Genomic DNA, 18,620 nt, shown 5'->3' with positions numbered 1-18,620 from the left:
AGGTCATGCGGCCCGGCCCGCGGATGAGAGATTGTTGACCGACGTTCCCCCGCCTCTTGCACCTCATATCCGCCGTTCAAGTGACTCGACCGCCGATCGGATCGGCGGGCTGCTGCTTATGTCAAAGGCCATTGTCAGCAATTATGAGGGTGTAGGTTTTGTCGTGTCCGCGGCATAGCTTGTTTAGCCAATCTTTGTTTTGCGTTAGGCTAAAAAGCTGAAAAGAAATAACAAAAGGTTCTTCTTCGGTCCGACGAGCCAAATTTGGCACGGGTTTTGAAGCCCTTCAGTGAAGGGCGGCGAGAATCGCCGATTGGCGTTCATGTCGTGGGTAATCGCTGGATGAAACGAACGATGGAATCTCACCATGAATCTGGAAACCGAACGTCTATTCATGCGCCCAATACGTCCTTGGGACGCCGATGCCCTGCATCGCCTGCAGTGTGATCCGCTAGTAGTCGAATCGACGACGGAGGGAATTCCGCCGACGCGGGAAATGTCTGATGCGCGGCTGTCCCTCTATCTTCACGAGTGGGAAACCTATGGTTATGGATTCTGGATGGTCTATGAACGAGATGACAATGGCGACTTGCGCTTCGTGGGGCGGTCCGGGCTGCGCCGCTTCGATGACAAAGCCATTGAAGTCGGATGCATCTTGTTCGGAGCCCGGTGCGGTCAGGGGATTGGTCCGGAAAGCTCTAAGCCAGTGATCGAATTCGCCTTCGCAACCCAACCTATCGATCGGTTGGTTTGTTTCATACGCCCCACGAATATTCGATCTCTCAAAGCGAGAACCCGACAGGGCTTTACCCACCTTGGGCCCGTGGTCGTTGATGGAACGAACTATCAGTTCCTGGAATTGCGCCGTCCGCCTCAGTAATGCTGAGAAACTGCTGTGCTTGAGCTCAAAGTTTGTTCGGGTCAGGGTGCCAGGCCAAATGTCGTCGTCCTGATCTCCCCAAGATGATTGAGAAGAGGCATCATAAGGGCCGCAACGCGGTCGTTCGCTGCGCGATCGATCAATAGCGGTGCGGGCCAACAGGTCAGGATTATCGAGCAACTACCGGACGAAGCGCGCCAGGTGCTCGCCAACATTCTGAACAAGCGCGGCGAAAATGGCCGACCTGGCGCGCTACACCAACCGCGACATCGACTTCTGGGTCAGCATGTTCCAGCGCGACGGCCGCCTGGCCAAGGGCAAGCTGAAAGCCGCTGACATCCTGTACCGGCTAGGTGAAACCAAAATCAACTGAGCGTGGAGACGAACGCGATGAGCACCACAAGCGGCGACGAGGCCACCATACGCGACTCTCGAAATCCTTCACCCTTGGCGGGTGTCAGCTTGCACTGCTGAGGACGCTCAACCTCAACGTCCGCTCCGATGAATGCTACGCCTGACGGGACGGAGCCGGGATCGTGTGGGGATACCGATATGATCCACGAATGTCCAAACAGTAAACATTTTACGATAGATATTTCAATGTCACATCTGCCGACGGCAGACTTAACTCACATATAACTCAAATTAACATTACGCGTTGCGTTGAATTGATAGAGTGCGGCGATGCCCTCGATGACAGCTTCCAGAGCCGCAACCCTGCATCCGCAGCTTTGTGCCGAATAATCATCCAGCCCAATGGCTGCAGAGCTGAGACTTTAAAACGGCTGCCCCGGTATCTGCGCTTTCTCGACCACGATGGCTGGCAACCAGGGTGTCCGACCGGTTTTAGTTGCTCCCGTCGGTGCATTTTCCTGAAGGGAGGCGTTTGCGGTTTGCCGACATTCGTCTTGAAATATGGATGAGTGTGACCGATGACGCTGATGACGGAACGTCTCATAATGCGTCCTTGGGAGGACAAAGACCGGAACCCAATGGCACGAATTTACGGTGATGCGCACGTCAGACGTTTCCATCCCAAAGTGCTGACGGCCGAGGAAGCCGATGTCAGATTTGAACTTGCGATCGAGCTTGCCCGGACCAACGGTTTTCATTTTCAGGCGGCGGAGCTGAAGGGCAGCGGCGAGTTTATCGGTATGATCGGGCTCGCCGTTCTCTCTGAGGCGGTGCAGGCAGGACTTCCCAGCCATCGGAGCGTCGAAATCGGATGGTTTCTCGCAAAGGAGCATTGGGGCCAAGGACTCGCGCCGGAAGGCGCGCGGGCATGGCTCGACTACGCCTGGTCAATCGGTCTGCCGGAGGTCGCAGCGTTCACAGCCAGGGAGAACGCGCCGAGCCAAAGAGTCATGGAGAAGATCGGCATGATTTATGATCCCGGGAGCGATTACGAGAACCCGGAGCTCGGCGAGGGCCATTGGTTGCGGCCTCAAGTGGTATACCGGAAGCGGAATCCGAACTTTGTCGAGCGGCATCCCATCACTGGCGCCCGATGATGTCGTCATTCTCCACATGTTGGGGCCGACAACAGGTCTGATTGTTTCGAACAGCGCATGTATCCATCGGCCAAGGTGAGCGCATAGTCAAAGAGTCGCTCCGACGAGATCAATTGCGCCGAAATTGTTGGGGCGAGGCGATGAGCCGACGCAGAGGCTGGCGATAAGGATCGAGGTAGCAAAAAAACGGTCAAACTCCATGTGCGAGATATGTGAGGTGATAGATGGCTGCGGCTCGCCTTTGCGCGTATCTGCGTAGGCCGCCAAGTTACGGCTTAGTCGCCCCCGGATCCGAGGCCATGGCGAATCTCGATCCAGGCGTCGAGATCCACGTTCGGAGCTTAATGGCAGAAGCTGGCGACGTGGCTTAACGCGTCGAGTGGCTTTCTGACGGTCTGCTGACGAGCCGCCGAGGTGTCCCAAGAGGGCCGAGACATTTCAGACAACGCGGCTTTGCGCGGCTCGCGTTTCAGCAGTGGCCCAATTTTGACGTAAATTCTCCCACTCAGGTGGTAGCATTCCTAGGATGCAGCCGTCCAAGTGACGACAAGGAGACCTTGGATTGCAGCATCGGCAAACCCAATAAGGGCGGCTTAACCGCGCCAGTAGCTAAATAGGGGAACAAAAATGACGATTTCGCGACGCAATCTCTTCAAGACGGGTATCGCCGTCGGAGCGGCTTTTTCAATGCCTTCCGTCCTGCGGGCGCAAACGACAGCGACCGAGGCGCGAACGGTCCGCATGGTGAAGGTTAGCGTACCGAGTGTATTCGATCCCGTTGTTTCGACATCTCAAGACACCACCGACCATGCCGCTGCGATTTACGACACGCTGTTCTCGCTTGATTCAAAATTTATGCCGCGGCCGCAGATGGTGGGAAAGTGGGGCGCCTCCGATGACAGGAAGACTTTCACTTTTGAGCTGCGCGATGGCCTGAGCTGGCACGATGGCAACCCCGTCATTGCGGCGGATTGTGTGGCCTCAATCCGCCGTTGGGCCCAAATAAGACCCGAAGGCCAATTTATGATGACGCGGGTCAAGGATATCTCCAAGAAGGACGATAAGACTTTCACCATCGCGCTCAAGGAACCGCTGGGACTTCTCCCCAACTTCCTGGCGAATCTGCTCTACGTCATGCGGGAGAAGGATGCGGACAAGTCCGCATCGGAAGCAGTGGCCACCAACATCGGATCGGGACCGTTCAAGTTTAATCAAGCTGCGGCGAGGCCGGGCGATAGTTTGACTTACGACCGCAATGATAAATATGTACCACGCCAGGAGCCAGTCGACGGATTGGCCGGTGGGAAAATCGTCAAGGTCGACCGCGTGATTTTGGAGAATATTCGCGATGCGCAGACTGCTGTCGCAGCCCTCCAAGCAGGTGAGATTGACTATTATGAAACGCCACCCGCGGATCTTTTCCCAGTCATTGAAAGCGATCCAGGCCTTGATCTGCAGGTTCTCTATAGGTATGGCCAGGACTTTTTCCTCCGGATCAATTGCCTGCAAAAGCCGTTCGACAATGTTAAGGCGCGCCAAGCAGTGCTCCATCTGGTCAATCAAGAGGCGTTTTTACAAGTCCTTTCCTCTGACCCGAAGTACACGAACACTGTCACGTCGTTTTTTGGCAGTGGTAATCTCGCGTCTAATGACGAAAATACCGGATGGTTCAAAAAAGGAGGCGACCCGGAGAAGGCGAAGCAGCTCTTCATGGAAGCAGGATATGCTGGCGAAAAAGTCGTTATTCTTCAGCCGACAGACTGGGCTGAGGGCAACAATACGTCGCAAGTTCTGGCGGATGCGTTGCGAAAGGTCGGGGTTAACTCCGAGCTTGCCCCGAGCGACTGGGGTGGGCTAGTCGCCCGCCGATCAAATAAGGGCCCCATCGAGGATGGAGGCTGGAGCATCTTTATCACAAGCGACACCGACTTCGCGCGTGGCGAGCCTATGACTTCATCCCATCTCGCCCTGAACGGCGAGAAAGCATGGTTCGGCTGGCCACACAGCGAAGAGTATGAGGCCCTTCGTGCCAAATGGACCGATGTTGAAACGGTGGATGAGCGCAAGGCTCTGGCCCGCAAAATGCAGGGAGTTGCGTGGGATTATGTGCCCGAGGTTCTGTTGGGCCAATTTACGGCGCCAATTGCACGCCGTAAGACGCTCACCGGGCTCATTGGCATGCCTGATATCGTCCCGCTGTGGAACATGGAAAAAGCCTGAGCGATGGCTGGTTACATCCTTCGCAGGTTGGTTTCCACCATCGCCGTCATGGCGATGGTCGGAATCTTCGTCTTCCTGCTTCTCAGGCTGGCGCCAGGCGATCCGGCGGCGATCATCGCCGGCAAGTCGGCCACGGCGGAGATGATCGCCGGCATCCGCGAAAAGCTGGGCCTGAACGATCCTATGCCGGTTCAGTTCATACGTTGGGTCCGCGACATGCTCAGTGGCGATTTCGGCACTTCGATCTTTGCCGGACGACCGGTTCTAGAACTGATCTCGCAGCGACTTGAACCGACCCTTTCCCTCTCACTCCTGACGATGATCCTTTCTGTGTCGGTCGGGGTCTCCTTCGGCATCCTTGCCGCGTGGCGAACTGGCGGGCTTGTCGACCGCCTCCTCGCGGCCTTTTCGGCACTTGGTTATTCCGTCCCGGTCTTTGTCATCGGCTATTTCCTCATATACTTCTTCTCCATCAGGATGCACTGGCTACCGGTCCAGGGATACGTTGCGATGGATAGTGGCCTCGGGCCTTGGTTCGTGCACCTGCTCCTGCCTACCGTAGCTTTGGGTCTGGGCTACATTGCGTTCATCGCCCGGGTTACGCGTGCAAGCATGCTCGAGGTTCTGTCGGAAGACTATATGCGAACGGCCGCCGCCAAGGGCGCTTCGTCCTATGCCATGCTTTTCCACCATGCCTTGAAGAATGCCGGTGTCCCGATCCTGACCGTCGTCGGTATAAGCTTCGCCTATCTGATCGGCGGAGTCGTGCTTACGGAAACGGTGTTCAACATACCCGGTATCGGTCGTCTGGTCGTGGATGGGATCAACAACCGCGACTATCCCATCATTCAGAGCGTACTCATCCTGACTTCGGGTCTGTACGTCTTTATCAACCTCGTGGTCGATCTTGCCTATACGCTGATCGATCCCCGCATCCGGTACTGATATGACCATTTTATCCGCACCAGTTGGATACGTCCCGGGCCGCCTGCGAATATCTGACCTTGTCCGTCTGGCCAGGCTTCATCCGCTGGTCCTGGTCGGCGGCGGCTTGTTGGCGCTTCTGATCATTCTGGCGGTCGGTGCTCCACTTTACGCCGGCAATCCGGTGAACATGGATCCCTTCAAGCGCCTGCAGCCGCCCTCCGCCGAGATGTGGTTTGGGAGCGACAATCTGGGCCGGGACGTGTTTGCGCGAACGATCTTCGGTGCCCGCATCTCCCTCCTGGTAGGGCTACTGTCGGCAGCGTGCGCGGCACTGGGTGGGCTCCTGATCGGTGTTGTCGCCGGCTACAGCCGCAGCTTCGACAATGTCATCATGCGGGTCATGGACGGCCTGATGTCGATCCCGACGATTCTGCTGGCGATTGCTCTCATTTCTCTGACAGGACCCGGAATCGGCATCCTCATCGTCGCCATCGCGATCCCCGAGACGCCAGCCGTCGCCCGGCTGGTTCGGTCAGTCGTTCTGGGCGTTCGCGAGCGTCCCTATGTGGAGGCCGCGCTCTGCGGCGGTGCGCGCCTGCCCAAGGTGCTGTGGCGACATATTCTGCCGAGCACCATTCCGGCACTGATGGTCCAAGGCGCTACTGTCTGCGCCAGTGCGATCCTGACGGAGGCAGGGCTGAGCTTTCTCGGCGTGGGGGTACCGCCCGAAATCCCCAGCTGGGGCAACATGATCGCCAATTCGCGGCTGTATCTCGCTATTGCCCCCTTAACGATCTTCGCCCCGGGCATCTGTCTTGCCATCACGGTCCTTGCCGTCAACCTGCTGGGGGACGGCCTGCGCGACCTATTCGATCCCCGCGCCAAGCGGAGACGATAACATGCTCATGCACCAAACCGCAGGGAACGACGTGCTTCTCGACGTTCGAGACCTTGAGACGCACTTCTACGGTGAAGAAAGCGTCATCCGCGCACTGGGCGGCATCAGCTTCCAGATGAAAAAAGGCGAGACGCTCGGGGTCGTCGGCGAATCCGGGTGCGGAAAGAGCGTTACTGCTCTCTCCATCCTTCGACTGCTGCCCAAGCTGACCGCCAGGACTGTCGGCGGCGAGGTTCGCTTCCAGGGGCGTGACCTTCTTGAGCTGACCGATCGGGAGATGCGAAAGATCCGCGGGGATCGGATCGCCATGATCTTCCAGGAGCCGATGACGAGTCTGAACCCGGTCTATACGGTCGGCCACCAGATCGCCGAGGCGGTGCAGATCCACACCAAAGCATCCCGGTCGGTCGCGATGGCGAAGGCCGAAGAGATGCTCCGTCTCGTCCGCATCGCGGATCCCGAGCGTCGCGTCAATAACTATCCCCATGAAATGTCGGGCGGCATGCGCCAGCGCGCCATGATCGCCATGGCTCTTGCCTGCTCACCGGAATTGTTGATCGCCGACGAGCCAACCACTGCGCTTGACGTTACTATCCAGGCGCAGATCCTGCGGCTGATCGTCGACCTGAAAGAGCGCACGGGAACGGCCGTCATGTTCATCACGCATGACCTGGGAGTCGTCGCCGAGACGTGCCAGCGCGTGATCGTGATGTATGCTGGTAGGATTGTTGAACAAGCGAACGTGGTAGATCTGTTTGCGCGCCCCGCGCACCCCTACACTCAGGGCCTCATGCGATCGGTGCCGGACCGGCGGCGCGGCCGACAGCGTCGCCTTCCCGAAATCCCCGGCATCGTGCCAAGTCTGCGCGAACCCATCGTTGGGTGCAGCTTTGCGCCTCGCTGCCCGTTCGCAATCGACATTTGCCGCGAGAAGATACCCAGCCTGCGTGATGTCATTCCGGGCCACGCCGCGGCCTGCTGGCGCGCCGAAGAGGTGCTGGGCGCATGAACGGTCCTCTGCTGAAAGTCGAGAACCTGACCAAGCACTACCCGCTCGGCTCAGGAATCTTCAAGAGACATATCCCAGTCATCCGAGCGGTGGAGGATGTATCCTTTTCCGTCGAGGCGGGCGAGACGCTTTGCATCGTCGGTGAGTCCGGCTGCGGGAAGTCCACCGTCGCGCGGCTTTTGATGCGACTCGTCGAGCCTACTCGCGGGCGCGTGCTGATTGATGGAACCGACATTGCGGGTCTCAAGAAGGACGCGCTTCACGCCTGGCGCCGTCGGATGCAGATGGTCTTTCAGGATCCTTACTCGTCGCTAAATCCGCGCCTCACTGCTGGACAGATCATCACCGAACCCGTCGAGAATTTTGAGCGTCTCGGCCGAAGGCAGCGTCAGGCGCTTGCTGCGGACCTTCTCCGAAAGGTCGGAATGTCGCCCGACATGATGCACAGGCTGCCATCCGAATTGTCGGGCGGTCAGCGCCAGCGGCTCGGCATCGCACGCGCCCTGTCGCTTAAGCCCTCGCTCATTATCGCCGACGAAGCAGTCTCAGCCCTTGACGTATCCGTGCAGGCACAGATCCTGAATCTGCTTCTGGATCTCCAGCAGCAGATGGGCATTGCCTTCGTCTTCATCTCGCATGACCTTGGCGTCGTGGAGCATATCGCGCATCGCGTCGCGGTCATGTATCTGGGGCGGATCGTCGAGCTTGCGCCGTGCGCCGCGCTCTTTGCCAAGCCAGTCCATCCTTATACCGAGGCGCTCATCGCGGCAGCTCCGGTTCCGGATCCGACGCGGGTTCGGCTGGAGGCACCGGTCGAGGGCGAAGTGCCAAGTCCCATCAATCCGCCGGGCGGGTGCGCGTTTCATCCGCGCTGTCCGCTCGCGGTCGAGCGTTGCCGCATCGACGTGCCGCCTTTGGTGCCGATGGCCGACGGACGGATCGTAGCCTGTCATGTGCGCGCTCCAGCTACAGATATCCCGGGACAGCTGGCTGAAGCGTGCGATTATCCGCCAGCTAGTGTGGCTCGGTTCTGATCCGGCATAGATACCGGGCACAATATTGCCACAGGTGCAACATCCACGCGAAGCAGGAGATGATATGGATACTCACGAACATGGCCACCCTGCCATCCTGCGGGATGGTGGTTTTGATGCGATGGGTTCAATCGAAACGAACGTTGCAGACGGTTTCACCGTGGCTGCAACCGGCGACCTTCTTTACGCGCGTCCCGTAACAAATGGCTATTATCCGGGCTTTGCCGAGGTTCTCAGGCTCTTCGACGGAGCTGACGTCAAATTCGGCAACTTGGAAACCAACATCTTGGACGTGCCTTCTAAGGGCTGCCCGCAGGCCGAGTACGGCGGTGCGTATCTGATCGGTGCTCCGGAATTGGGACCTGACTTAAAGGCTATGGGCTTCAACATGGTCAGTCGGGCGAACAATCATACACTTGACTGGGGCGTCGAAGGTATGCGCGAGACGACCAAGGCGCTTGATGAGAACGGGATCGTTCATGCAGGTGCGGGCGAGAATCTCGCGCAGGCCCGCGCCGCTCGTTTTTTGGAGACCCCTCGGGGTCGGGTAGCGTTGGTGTCGTTTGCCACGACATTCGAGCCTATGGCTCGTGCCTGCGACCCGGCCGGCGAGGCGCCAGGCAGACCGGGACTCAACCCTCTTCGCTTAGCAAGAAGCATAGTAGTTCCGCCGGAGATACTTGAGAACTTGAGGCAGGTGCGCGAGATGCTTCCTTGGTATGCACCTCCCCCGAAAGATGCATCCCGTGTAGCAATTGGCGAGATAGTCTTCGAAATAGGGGAGAGACCAGGATACAGCTTTAAACCCAATCCGCGCGACGTTGAGGGTATTCTGCACAACGTGCGTCGCGGTAAGCAGCTATCTGATTTCTGTATCGCCACGAATCACGGGCACGAGCCGGAGGAATTCACCAATCAACCGCCGGATTACGAACAAGCGTTTGCGCGGAAGACCATCGATGCCGGAGCAGATGCATATATAAATCACGGGCCACATCATGTTAGGGGCATCGAAATCTATAAAGGCCGGCCCATCTTTTATGGCTTGGGGAATTTCTTCAACCAAGACCTGAGAACGCCGGTCGGGGCTGACATGTTCGACGCACACGGTAAGGATCCGCGGGTCGATACGGATGCGGACGTAACAGCTCATGAAATGGCAATAGGCTATCCATACCCAGAAGGATTTATACCACTCTCCGCTTCAGTTTACTATGAGAGCGTTATCAGTGTGGGCCGTTTTGAGCAAAACCAGCTTGCTGAATTAAGGCTCTATCCCATCGAACTTCGCCGCTCGGAAAGGTTGGCAAATCGGGGAGTGCCGCGCCTCGCGCCGGCACCCCAAGCAAAGGACATTCTGGAGCGGTTGCTAAAGCTTTCGAAGCCATTTGGCACCCATATCGAGATTGAAAACAACCTTGGAGTGATCAGAATGCAGGCCAACTCGGCGCAAACCCGCATGTAGCAAGCGGTACGTGTTGTGTTTTGTGACATGGCAAGCTGTTCAAAGCCGTGGTGCGGCGCGATCGTCCGTCGTGCCGCGCATGCGGCCGATTGGGAACCAGACGCCGGAGGCGCCTGAGCGGAGTTGAGAGCCGCATTCCCGATGAGACGGCCAAGGTTAATCGGTGCTCCGAAAGAATCGCAGCCGATTGTCGAACCGTGGGAGCGCGGTGAGCCTGAACTTCGTCACGGAGCTGGTATTTCAAACTGCTCTGCTTTGTGTGCATAGCATTTCAGGAGCCAGCGCACTTTGGCTCCGACCCATCATTCCCAGCCGCTATTTTGACACAAATAGCGTTCTGGTGATCAATGGGAGCATCGATAGTGGTGGGAGAAGTACCTGTTGGCGCGCACTAAGAGTAGTGGCGGCCAGCTCCAAACGGGAAAATCGGCTGTACAACAAGGGGCGGGCACATGTGGCATTCCCCAAGATGGGTGGCTGATGATGAAAATTGAACTCGGATGAAGCCTCTGAAACTATTGGCGTGTGGGTAGCCCTTCCCGAATGGAACTCGCTTGGCGCGTCATCTCCGAGTTGGCCTTCAGCAACCGCAACCAGGCCCTTTCAATGGCTCGAAACTCGTCGCCCGCTAAAGCAAAGTTTATCAATGATCGCCCTAAGGCCGCACCAATTGAGATAACTGTATGCAGGCGAACCATGACGCGTTCTCGCCCGGTACGGCCGCTGCGGATCTGGCGATAATTCCAGTTTAAGTGGAGTGGAATGATGGACCCCAAGAGTCTGAAGGCCCTCAAATGGCGCTGCATTGGACCCTTCAGAGGCGGCCGCGTTGTGGCGGTCGCTGGCGACCCTAACGATCCGATGGTGTTCTATTTTGGCGCCTGCGCAGGCGGGGTGTGGAAGACCATCGACGGGGGCGTTTATTGGCGCTGCATATCCGACGGTTATTTCGCGAGCGCAAGTGTCGGTGCGCTGGAGGTTGCCCGCTCCGACTCCAACGTCATCTATGCCGGCATGGGCGAAACGACGATCCGGGGCGACGTCTCTTACGGCGACGGCGTTTACAGATCGAGTGATGCAGGTCGCAGTTGGACCCATCTCGGTCTGAAAGAGACCCGGCATATCGGCAAGATTTGCATTCATCCAAAGGATCCCGACCTTGTCTTTGTCGCGGCGCTTGGGGATGCGTTTGGGCCGAACGAAGAACGCGGCTTATTTCGCTCCAAGGACGGAGGGAAGAATTGGCAGAAAATCCTTTATCGCGGCCCTGACGCCGGCGCAGTCGACATCTCGATGGATCCCAACAATCCGCGCATCCTTTTTGCCACCACCTGGCAGACACGTCGGAACTTCTGGAGCCTGAACAGCGGTGGGCCGGGAAGCGGTCTGTTCCGGTCGTTTGACGGGGGGGATAGCTGGGAGGAGTTGTCCGGGCGGAACGGACTGCCAAATGGTCTGCTCGGGAAGCTCGGTGTTTCAGTCTCCGAGGCGCAATCCGGGAGAGTCTACGCGCTCATTGAGGCAGAAGGCGACAAGATTGGGCTTTATCGCACAGACGATTATGGCGACCACTGGATTCAGGTCTCGCAGAACCGCGATCTGATGCATCGCCCTTTTTATTACACCCATGTTTTCGCCGACCCTGGCCACGCCGAAACGGTTTATGTCAACAATCTACAAATGTGGAAGTCGACTGACGGTGGGTTGAGCTTCACCGAAGTCACGACCCCCCACGACGACAACCACGCTCTTTGGATTGACCCGGCTGATCCTAAGCGAATGATCCAGGGCAACGATGGCGGCGCCTGCGTAACCTTTAATGGGGGCAAGACCTGGTCGTCGATCTACAACCAACCAACGGCGCAGTTCTATCGCATTGATGTCGATGACCAATACCCATACCGCGTCTACGCCACCCAGCAGGACAACACCGCGATCTCGGTCCCAAGCGCTTCGGAGTGGGGTGTCATTCCATTGAGCGACTGCACATATCCTGGCACCGGCGAGAGTGGCTTCATCGCGGTCGACCCCAAAGATCCCGATATCGTGTATTGCGGTGCGGTCGGCTCAAGTCCCGGGAGCACGTCGTCTCTGCAACGCTATGACCATCGCACCCGCCAAATTCGCGTAGTCAACGTCTGGCCGGAATACACGGTCAGTATGGCGCCAAAGGACATGCGCTACCGCTTTGGCTGGACTTTCCCAATCGCTTTTTCTCCGCATGATCCGAAGACGATATATGCCGGGGGCAACCACGTCTTCCGAAGCCGCAACGAAGGACTGAGTTGGACGGTGATCTCGCCCGATCTGAGCCTCAACGACCCGGCTCGACAGGACTATTCGGGGGGCGCCCTGACCCGCGACAACTCCGGCGCGGAGGTGCATGCGACATGCGCCTCGCTCGTGGAGTCTCGGCACCGTAAGGGCGAGATCTGGGCGTCCACCGATGACGGCCTCGTCCAAGTTACAAGGGACGAGGGAGCTCATTGGAGCAACGTCACGCCCGAGGGCATGCCCGCACTCGCCTATGTTGGCTGCCTCGAAATCTCCCCGCATGATGCAGAAACCGTTTACGTTGCGGCCACAAGATACAAACTTTCCGATTACCGGCCCTACCTATTCCGCACCAAGGACGGTGGCAAAACTTGGCAACCGATCAGCGGCGACCTCCCGATGGGCGAGATCACCCGGGTGTTGCGCGCCGACCCGGTGCGACCGGGGCTACTCTTTGTCGGCACTGAAACCGGAGTTTTCTTCAGCCTCGATGATGGTGCCCATTGGTCGCGGATGGTCGGCGGCTTGCCCGTGGTCCCGGTCTACGATCTCAAGATAAAAGGAAGCGATCTTATTGCCGGCACCCATGGCCGGTCCTTCTGGATCCTCGATGACGTGACGCCGTTGCGTGAACTGGACTCAGATCAGAAAGATGTGAAGTTGATCAACCCACGCGCTACAGTCCGGACCAAGCTCGGGTGGGTCGCTGGGCAGGGTTTTTCCAAGGTCGGCGTCTCGAAGGCCGGAATAGGGTACCAGACTTGGGGAATCGGCGCCGCGACAGAGGTCGTGGAGTTGGATGATGGACAGATCGCTCGCCGCTATCTGGACTGCGGTGAGAACCCGCCGGACGGAGCGATCGTCAATTACTGGTTGCCCAGCGATGCCGAACACCCGATCAAACTTACTTTTCAGGACGCGGCTGGCACCGTCATCGCCAACGTCTCAAGCGATGATAAAGACTCGCCTCTTCACGCTAAGCCAGGCACGAAGGCTGGGCTCAACCGCTTCGTCTGGGACCTCAGGTATCCGGGACCGGCCAAGCTGGACCGATCCCTAGAGATCCGGAAGTACAAGCCTCTCGCGGCGGACAGCGATGACCCGAGCGGCCCTGCCATCGTTCCAGGTAGCTACAAAGTCCAGCTTCAAACTGGCGGCGCGGATCAAACGGTCAGCTTCTCCGTCGTCAAGGACCCACGCATAACTGCGACTGAGAAGGAGTTCACCGAGCAATCGGCACTCCTGCATGAGCTGTTCGGCATGCTTTCGGCACTCAACCAAACCGTCAATCACATTCGGTCAATCAAGCGACAGACGACGGATGTGCACAAGCGGCTCGATGATAGCACGCCACTTAGGGAGCGTGCACAAGCGCTGGTCGGACAGCTTGAGGCAATCGAAGGAGCACTGATCGACATCAAGCAGGAGACCCCGCGCGACCAAGAGCGGAACCCGCCTGGCCTAAAGGATAAGCTTGTCGATCTCATCAGCGTAGTGGCCGTTGCCGACGAGGCGCCGACGCTCCCAGCCCGCCAGGTTGCTCACGAAATCATGTCGAAGGTCGAAGAGGAGATTCAAAAGTTTGGCGTGCTTATGGACGATAGGGGGGCGGCGCTAAACATCGCCCTCAGGACCGCCGGCGTCGAGCTCATAGGGTTCAGCAGCGCGTAGCGCGGTCAAGAATACCGATTGCTTGTTCACCTCAGGAAGGAGAAAGACATGGATTTTATTGAGCGAATTTTCGGCGTGGCTCCAGACGGAGGCGACGGTACCACCGAGATGCTCTACATAGTGGTCGCGTTCGCGGTCGTAGCGATGATAGCTGGTCTCCGGTGGCTCCGCCGACGTGCCAGCTCACGGCGCCGTTAGCTGTCCTCTGAAGTCGAGAGTCTCTGCAGTCTCGACCTTCCGCACCAAGCGCAAGAATTATCGCGTATGAGCACCGATGAAACCTTGAACCACTCTTAGAACGTTTCCGACAGCGGGACGTCTCCTGTCTGGCATTTGGCAGAATTGATCCGAAAGGCAAGCACAGCATGACTAACATTGAAATATTCCGGGGTCTGCAGAGTGAGGCGACTGAGTGGCGTCGGTATCTCCATGAAAATCCGGAGCTGGATTACCGGTTAGGGAACACGGCGAGGTTTGTAGCCGAAAAACTGGCCTCATTCGGCATCAACCACATCGAGACCGGCATCGCTGAAACCGGCATCGTGGCGCTCATTCAAGGCCAAGGGGGAGAAGGACCAACGATTGGGTTGAGGGCTGATATGGATGCGCTGCCAATCATTGAAGAAACCAATGCGCCATGGTCGTCGAAAAACCCTGGAGTTATGCACGCATGCGGTCATGATGGACATACGGCTATGCTGCTGGGTGCCGCGAAATATTTAGCTTCTACACGTAACTTCAAAGGGACCGTGGCGCTTATTTTCCAGCCGGCGGAAGAGGTGGAATTGCCTTCGGGCGCTTTGAAGATGGTCCAAGAAGGTATCATGGACCGGTTCGGCATATCCGAGGTCTATGGAATGCACATTCATCCCGAGATCAAGCTTGGACAGTTTGGTATTCGTACCGGCGCTGCCCTGGGTTCACAGGATGATTTTGACATAATCGTAAAGGGAAAAGGAGGGCATCCAGCAGATCCCCATCTAACTGTCGATCCCGTCGTAATAGGAGCCCATATCATCCTCGGTCTTCAATCGTTGATTTCTCGGCAGACCGATCCGCGAGAAACACTCACTTTGTCAGTGACAAAGCTGAGCGCTGCTGAGGCTTACAATGTCATTCCCGATCAGGTTGCGATCTCGGGTACTGTCAGAGCCTTGGCAGCAAGCCTGCAAGACTTCGCTGAAAAGCAGATTCCTGCCATTGCAACTGGAGTAGCCCAAGGGTTTGGCGCAGCAATCGAATTCAAATACATGCGCTCAGTGCCGGCAACCTTCAACTATGCGGAGCAAACCAAGCTAGCCGTCGCCGCAGCACGTGATCTCGTCGGAGACGGGTCAGTGAATGATGCCATTCGGGTGGAAATCGGCGCCGAGGACTTCTCCTATATGCTCGAGCAGCGGCCGGGAGCTTTTATCTTCCTCGGCAACGGACCGAGCGCCGGCTTTCATCATCCGAAATTTGATTTCAATGATGATGCATTGCCTTACGGCATTGGATGGTGGGCTAAGCTCGTGGAATCCATTCTGCCGTGCGAACCTGCGGCACAGCAATAGGCGTACGCCAAGCCGCGCCAGAATGAGCCGGGCGGGTTTTCCGTGTCGCTGAACAGGGCGCTGATGCCGCCGGTCGCAAGCACCACTCGGCGCGTGGGAAACAACGGTCCGACGCTACCGACTGCGAGCACGCCGACAACGGCATCATTTTCCACAATAAGCGTAAAGCTGTGCGTGGAGGCACCTTTCCCAGACCGTCCGGCGGCTTCTTTCAATCCGGCTTGCAATGAGGTCCGAAGAGCAACGGGTGTCTCCGTTGAGCATGCGGACTCACAGAAGCATCCAGATTCCAAAGAAGCACGTTTGTGAATCAAGATGCTGGCTGGCAGGCGCGGTTCGCCGGCGTCCCCCAGAATTTGGAGGCGGTTGCCTCAGTGATCCGCGCTTTGTCATTCACAGACCACGGACACCGGCTCGCCAACACGGCGAAACGTCGTGGCTGCCGCTCCCGGGTCAAGCGTAAGGTCAAGTCCAGACACAAGCAGATCTTCGATCCAAATGCAGAACCGGCAACCTTACAGATCGACAACACTCCCGAAAGATAGTTCGGAAACGTTGGCTACTCACCTGCGCTGGTGTGGAGAGTAAGCGCCACAGACTATTCCTCTTCGCCAAGGGTCGGAAATGGTGTGATCGACCAATCAATTAAGTCGACAGCCCCCTGAAGTATCACCTCGGTCCGAGCGACGCTGGGTGAAGCGGCAATGACATGTCCGATCCAGTCTCGGTAATCGCCTTTCCTGATGATCGGCGTCTTGGGTTCAACATAGAACTTGACATCGGCTACACCTGGTCTGGCAGCCGCGCGACTGTCGCCGCCGATCCAATCGAGAATGCCATCGTGATCAGGAATTAGGATCCGCGCGGCCGCATTCTGCGAATGCCTTCTGTGCAAATCGCATTCGTCGCCGATAGTAAGCTTGATGTGCTCTGTGATCAGATCAACACCGTAAGCCAGCTGAACTAGTTGAGGATCGGGCGTGCCCGGAAGACGTGGATTGACTTCAATGACCACCGGGCCACGTTTCGTCCACCGGAATTCAATGTTCGTTGGTCCCCAGCCAAGGTCGAGAGCTCGCAAACAGCTCAGCGAGACATCGACAATACGTCTATGGTCGTTATCATTCAGCGGGGCCGGAAAGGTGAATTCACGAAAGACGAAATCGGGTGGGGAGCCGAACTCAGCGGCACCAATCGCAATGACCTCACTTCCCATAATGTCAGCTTCGTAGTAGGGACCTTGTGCGAATTCTTCGACCAGTATCCTCGGGGCAGACCCCCATACATGCTTGCCGCCTAACAGATAGGTTGTGTGTTCGGCCAACTCGTCGAGGTTGCGGCACAATCGGACACCGCTGCTGCCGCTGCCTACCGCTGGCTTTAGAATCACCGGGAGGCCGATCTCCGCAGCAGAGCTTTCAACCTCCGTCGCATTCGCTGCCAAACGATAAGCAGGTATTGGAACGCCGGCACCCTCAAGGAGCCGACGTTGAGTGAACTTGTCGCAGCATCGTTCGATCGATGTCGGGTTCGGTCCTGGGAGGTCGAAGTACTGGCAGAGCTTGCCAGCCGTCACACAGGCCGACTCGTCGGCGCGCGAAAAGCCAGTAATGCCAGCAATGTCATAGGTCGCACATAGCCGGGAACATTCGCGGATCAGCGAATCGAGATCGTCTGTGTCGACACGGATTGCCTTAATGTTTTCCGCCGCAAGATAGTCATATTGAGCTGGATCAGCCGACAGGGTAATTGGATGAAGACCAAGACGTTGGGCCGCTTGCACGTATAGCAGACCCATGCGCCTATGACCTTCAACCAGGATGAGCCCTCTTCTTGCCATTGTCTGTGACTCCGATGTTGCGTGCTGTGGCGGCAGAGCGTTAATCGGCATCAGTTGTTTATCCGTGCCTGACCTCAGACCTTGCGCTGAAGGTACCATTGTCAGCGATTGGTGGTCGCAAAGATTTTGCAAATTTAGTTGAAGGATCTGTTGCAACGTTTTGGTCCGGCCGTGTGGCACTAAGCCCTCTCGACGAATTTCGGAGGGTTCTGATGTTCAAAGGACGCCATTTGAGCGTTCGCCAGTACCTGGTCTACAATGCTGCCTGCATGATCTTGAAGAGATCACGGCTGAGACATTGGTTCTGTGGCAATCCTGACTGCGGTGACAAATGTGAGTCGGCCCTTTAATTACGAGAAAGCGGCAGCGGTCGTCGGCTGTTAAGCGACGGGGCGCACGGACCCTACCGCCATGGTCATCTCGATACCTCATCGGAGCCCCGAGAGGGCGCTGAGCCGTGCACCCATGGCAATCTCTTGCTCGAGATTGCGTGTTTCACTAAATCGCGGACTGCTGTCCGCAAACTAGCGGAACGACTGTCCATGAAAATCCAGAGCTGGATTATCGATTACAGAACACAGCCAGATTCGGGACCGAGGAACTGGCTTCGTTCGGCATCAATCACATCAAAACGGGGATCGCTGAACCGGCATCTACATTGATTCAAGGCGAAGGCGGAGACGGGCCAACGATCGGATTGAGGGCGGATATAGATGCCCTGCCAATCGTTGAAGCATCAAATGTGGCGCGACAATTCTGATGAGAAGCCGCAGCTTCATTATCGCGCCGCAGTCAAACAAACTGTGGTCGTCGGAACTACCGGGCAAGAAGCATGCATGCGGCCAGGACGGGCACATGGCCATGTTGTTTGGCGCGGCAAAACACCTAGCGGCTACCCGAAAGTTCAAAAGCTCCGTCGCTTTGATCTTTCAGCCTCGTTTAGCCCCTCGGCCAGTGACAAAGCTCTCAGGCAATCTGTCAGACGGTTCGCGGCTGGTCCTCCATGAACGGAGTAACGAGGCGAGAGCGTATTGTGAAGCAGGTGTTGAGCGGGCATACGCAGCAGGCCGTCGCTCCAGCCGCGGGTGTATGCCCGCACACGGTGCGCAAGTGGGTAGAACGCTTCAAAACCGAAGGTGTGATGCGTCGCGTATCGCCTTCAGCCAAATCAAAGATGCGCACGACATAGGTGCGCCGGCGGATTTCCTCGTTGAGCCGCTCCAGCATGTTGGTGGACTTGAGGTGCTTGTGGTGCTGTCTCGGCTGCCTGAAGAAGGTCAGGGTTTGTTCGATGGCATCCTCGGCCCAGCCTGTCAGGCGCGGATAGCGTGCCGACCA

At 57.3% G+C, this 18,620-nt stretch carries 13 protein-coding genes and 2 pseudogenes; 13 read left to right on the top strand and 2 right to left on the bottom strand.

Features of this window, described 5'->3' with window-relative positions:
* The first annotated feature begins 367 nt into the window (after nucleotides 1-367).
* The 11 genes from NKI61_RS24145 to NKI61_RS24095 all read left to right on the top strand — a co-directional run bounded on the left by NKI61_RS24145 (nucleotide 368) and on the right by NKI61_RS24095 (nucleotide 15,442).
* The gene (locus NKI61_RS24145; RefSeq protein ID WP_352841205.1) at nucleotides 368-880 is read left to right on the top strand and encodes a GNAT family N-acetyltransferase; all 513 of its coding nucleotides are present in this window, start codon (nucleotides 368-370) and stop codon (nucleotides 878-880) included.
* 235 nt (nucleotides 881-1,115) lie between these two features.
* A complete protein-coding gene (locus tag NKI61_RS24140) occupies nucleotides 1,116-1,253 on the top strand; it encodes a hypothetical protein (RefSeq protein ID WP_352841203.1) in 138 nt (45 codons plus the stop codon).
* Nucleotides 1,254-1,812: 559 nt separating this feature from the next.
* Entirely contained in the window at nucleotides 1,813-2,391 is a 579-nt protein-coding gene (locus NKI61_RS24135; RefSeq protein ID WP_352841202.1) for a GNAT family N-acetyltransferase, read from the top strand.
* Between the two features lie 627 nt (nucleotides 2,392-3,018).
* Nucleotides 3,019-4,611 carry an ABC transporter substrate-binding protein gene (locus tag NKI61_RS24130; RefSeq protein WP_352841199.1) on the top strand — a complete coding sequence of 531 codons (1,593 nt, stop codon included), beginning with the start codon at nucleotides 3,019-3,021 and terminating at the stop codon, nucleotides 4,609-4,611.
* 3 nt (nucleotides 4,612-4,614) lie between these two features.
* Complete coding sequence (locus NKI61_RS24125; RefSeq protein ID WP_352841194.1) at nucleotides 4,615-5,556, top strand: ABC transporter permease; 942 nt, start codon at nucleotides 4,615-4,617, stop codon at nucleotides 5,554-5,556.
* 1 nt (nucleotide 5,557) lies between these two features.
* A complete protein-coding gene (locus tag NKI61_RS24120; RefSeq protein WP_352841193.1) occupies nucleotides 5,558-6,436 on the top strand; it encodes an ABC transporter permease in 879 nt (292 codons plus the stop codon).
* 1 nt (nucleotide 6,437) lies between these two features.
* Nucleotides 6,438-7,445: an ABC transporter ATP-binding protein gene (locus NKI61_RS24115; RefSeq protein WP_352841191.1), complete on the top strand. Its 1,008-nt coding sequence runs from the start codon at nucleotides 6,438-6,440 to the stop codon at nucleotides 7,443-7,445.
* A complete protein-coding gene (locus NKI61_RS24110; protein ID WP_352841189.1) occupies nucleotides 7,442-8,479 on the top strand; it encodes an ABC transporter ATP-binding protein in 1,038 nt (345 codons plus the stop codon). Before NKI61_RS24115 ends, NKI61_RS24110 begins: the two co-directional genes overlap by 4 nt.
* 64 nt (nucleotides 8,480-8,543) lie before the next feature.
* Complete coding sequence (locus NKI61_RS24105) at nucleotides 8,544-9,944, top strand: CapA family protein (protein ID WP_352841187.1); 1,401 nt, start codon at nucleotides 8,544-8,546, stop codon at nucleotides 9,942-9,944.
* Between the two features lie 765 nt (nucleotides 9,945-10,709).
* Nucleotides 10,710-13,889: a WD40/YVTN/BNR-like repeat-containing protein gene (locus NKI61_RS24100; protein WP_352841184.1), complete on the top strand. Its 3,180-nt coding sequence runs from the start codon at nucleotides 10,710-10,712 to the stop codon at nucleotides 13,887-13,889.
* A 365-nt stretch (nucleotides 13,890-14,254) separates the two neighbouring features.
* Entirely contained in the window at nucleotides 14,255-15,442 is a 1,188-nt protein-coding gene (locus NKI61_RS24095; RefSeq protein ID WP_352841182.1) for an amidohydrolase, read from the top strand.
* Nucleotides 15,443-16,040: 598 nt separating this feature from the next.
* On the opposite strand, the gene NKI61_RS24085 is transcribed toward NKI61_RS24095, so the two are convergent.
* Nucleotides 16,041-17,282, bottom strand: a complete 1,242-nt coding sequence (locus NKI61_RS24085; RefSeq protein WP_352841225.1) for an ATP-grasp domain-containing protein — start codon at nucleotides 17,280-17,282, stop codon at nucleotides 16,041-16,043.
* A 759-nt stretch (nucleotides 17,283-18,041) separates the two neighbouring features.
* On the opposite strand from NKI61_RS24085, the pseudogene NKI61_RS24080 reads away from it, so the two are divergent.
* Together NKI61_RS24080 and NKI61_RS24075 are read left to right on the top strand one after the other, a co-directional pair.
* Nucleotides 18,042-18,158, top strand: a pseudogene (locus NKI61_RS24080) (hypothetical protein); the annotation flags it as partial.
* A 127-nt stretch (nucleotides 18,159-18,285) separates the two neighbouring features.
* Entirely contained in the window at nucleotides 18,286-18,471 is a 186-nt protein-coding gene (locus tag NKI61_RS24075; protein ID WP_352841222.1) for a helix-turn-helix domain-containing protein, read from the top strand.
* Here NKI61_RS24075 and NKI61_RS24070 read toward each other — a convergent pair.
* A pseudogene (locus NKI61_RS24070) lies at nucleotides 18,423-18,620 on the bottom strand (transposase); the annotation flags it as partial. The gene NKI61_RS24075 and the pseudogene NKI61_RS24070 overlap by 49 nt on opposite strands.

Source organism: Mesorhizobium sp. M0514 (assembly GCF_040321145.1).
GTDB lineage: Bacteria > Pseudomonadota > Alphaproteobacteria > Rhizobiales > Rhizobiaceae > Mesorhizobium.
Note: the sequence above shows the minus strand (reverse complement) of the source record. Positions and strands in the feature narration are given on the sequence as shown.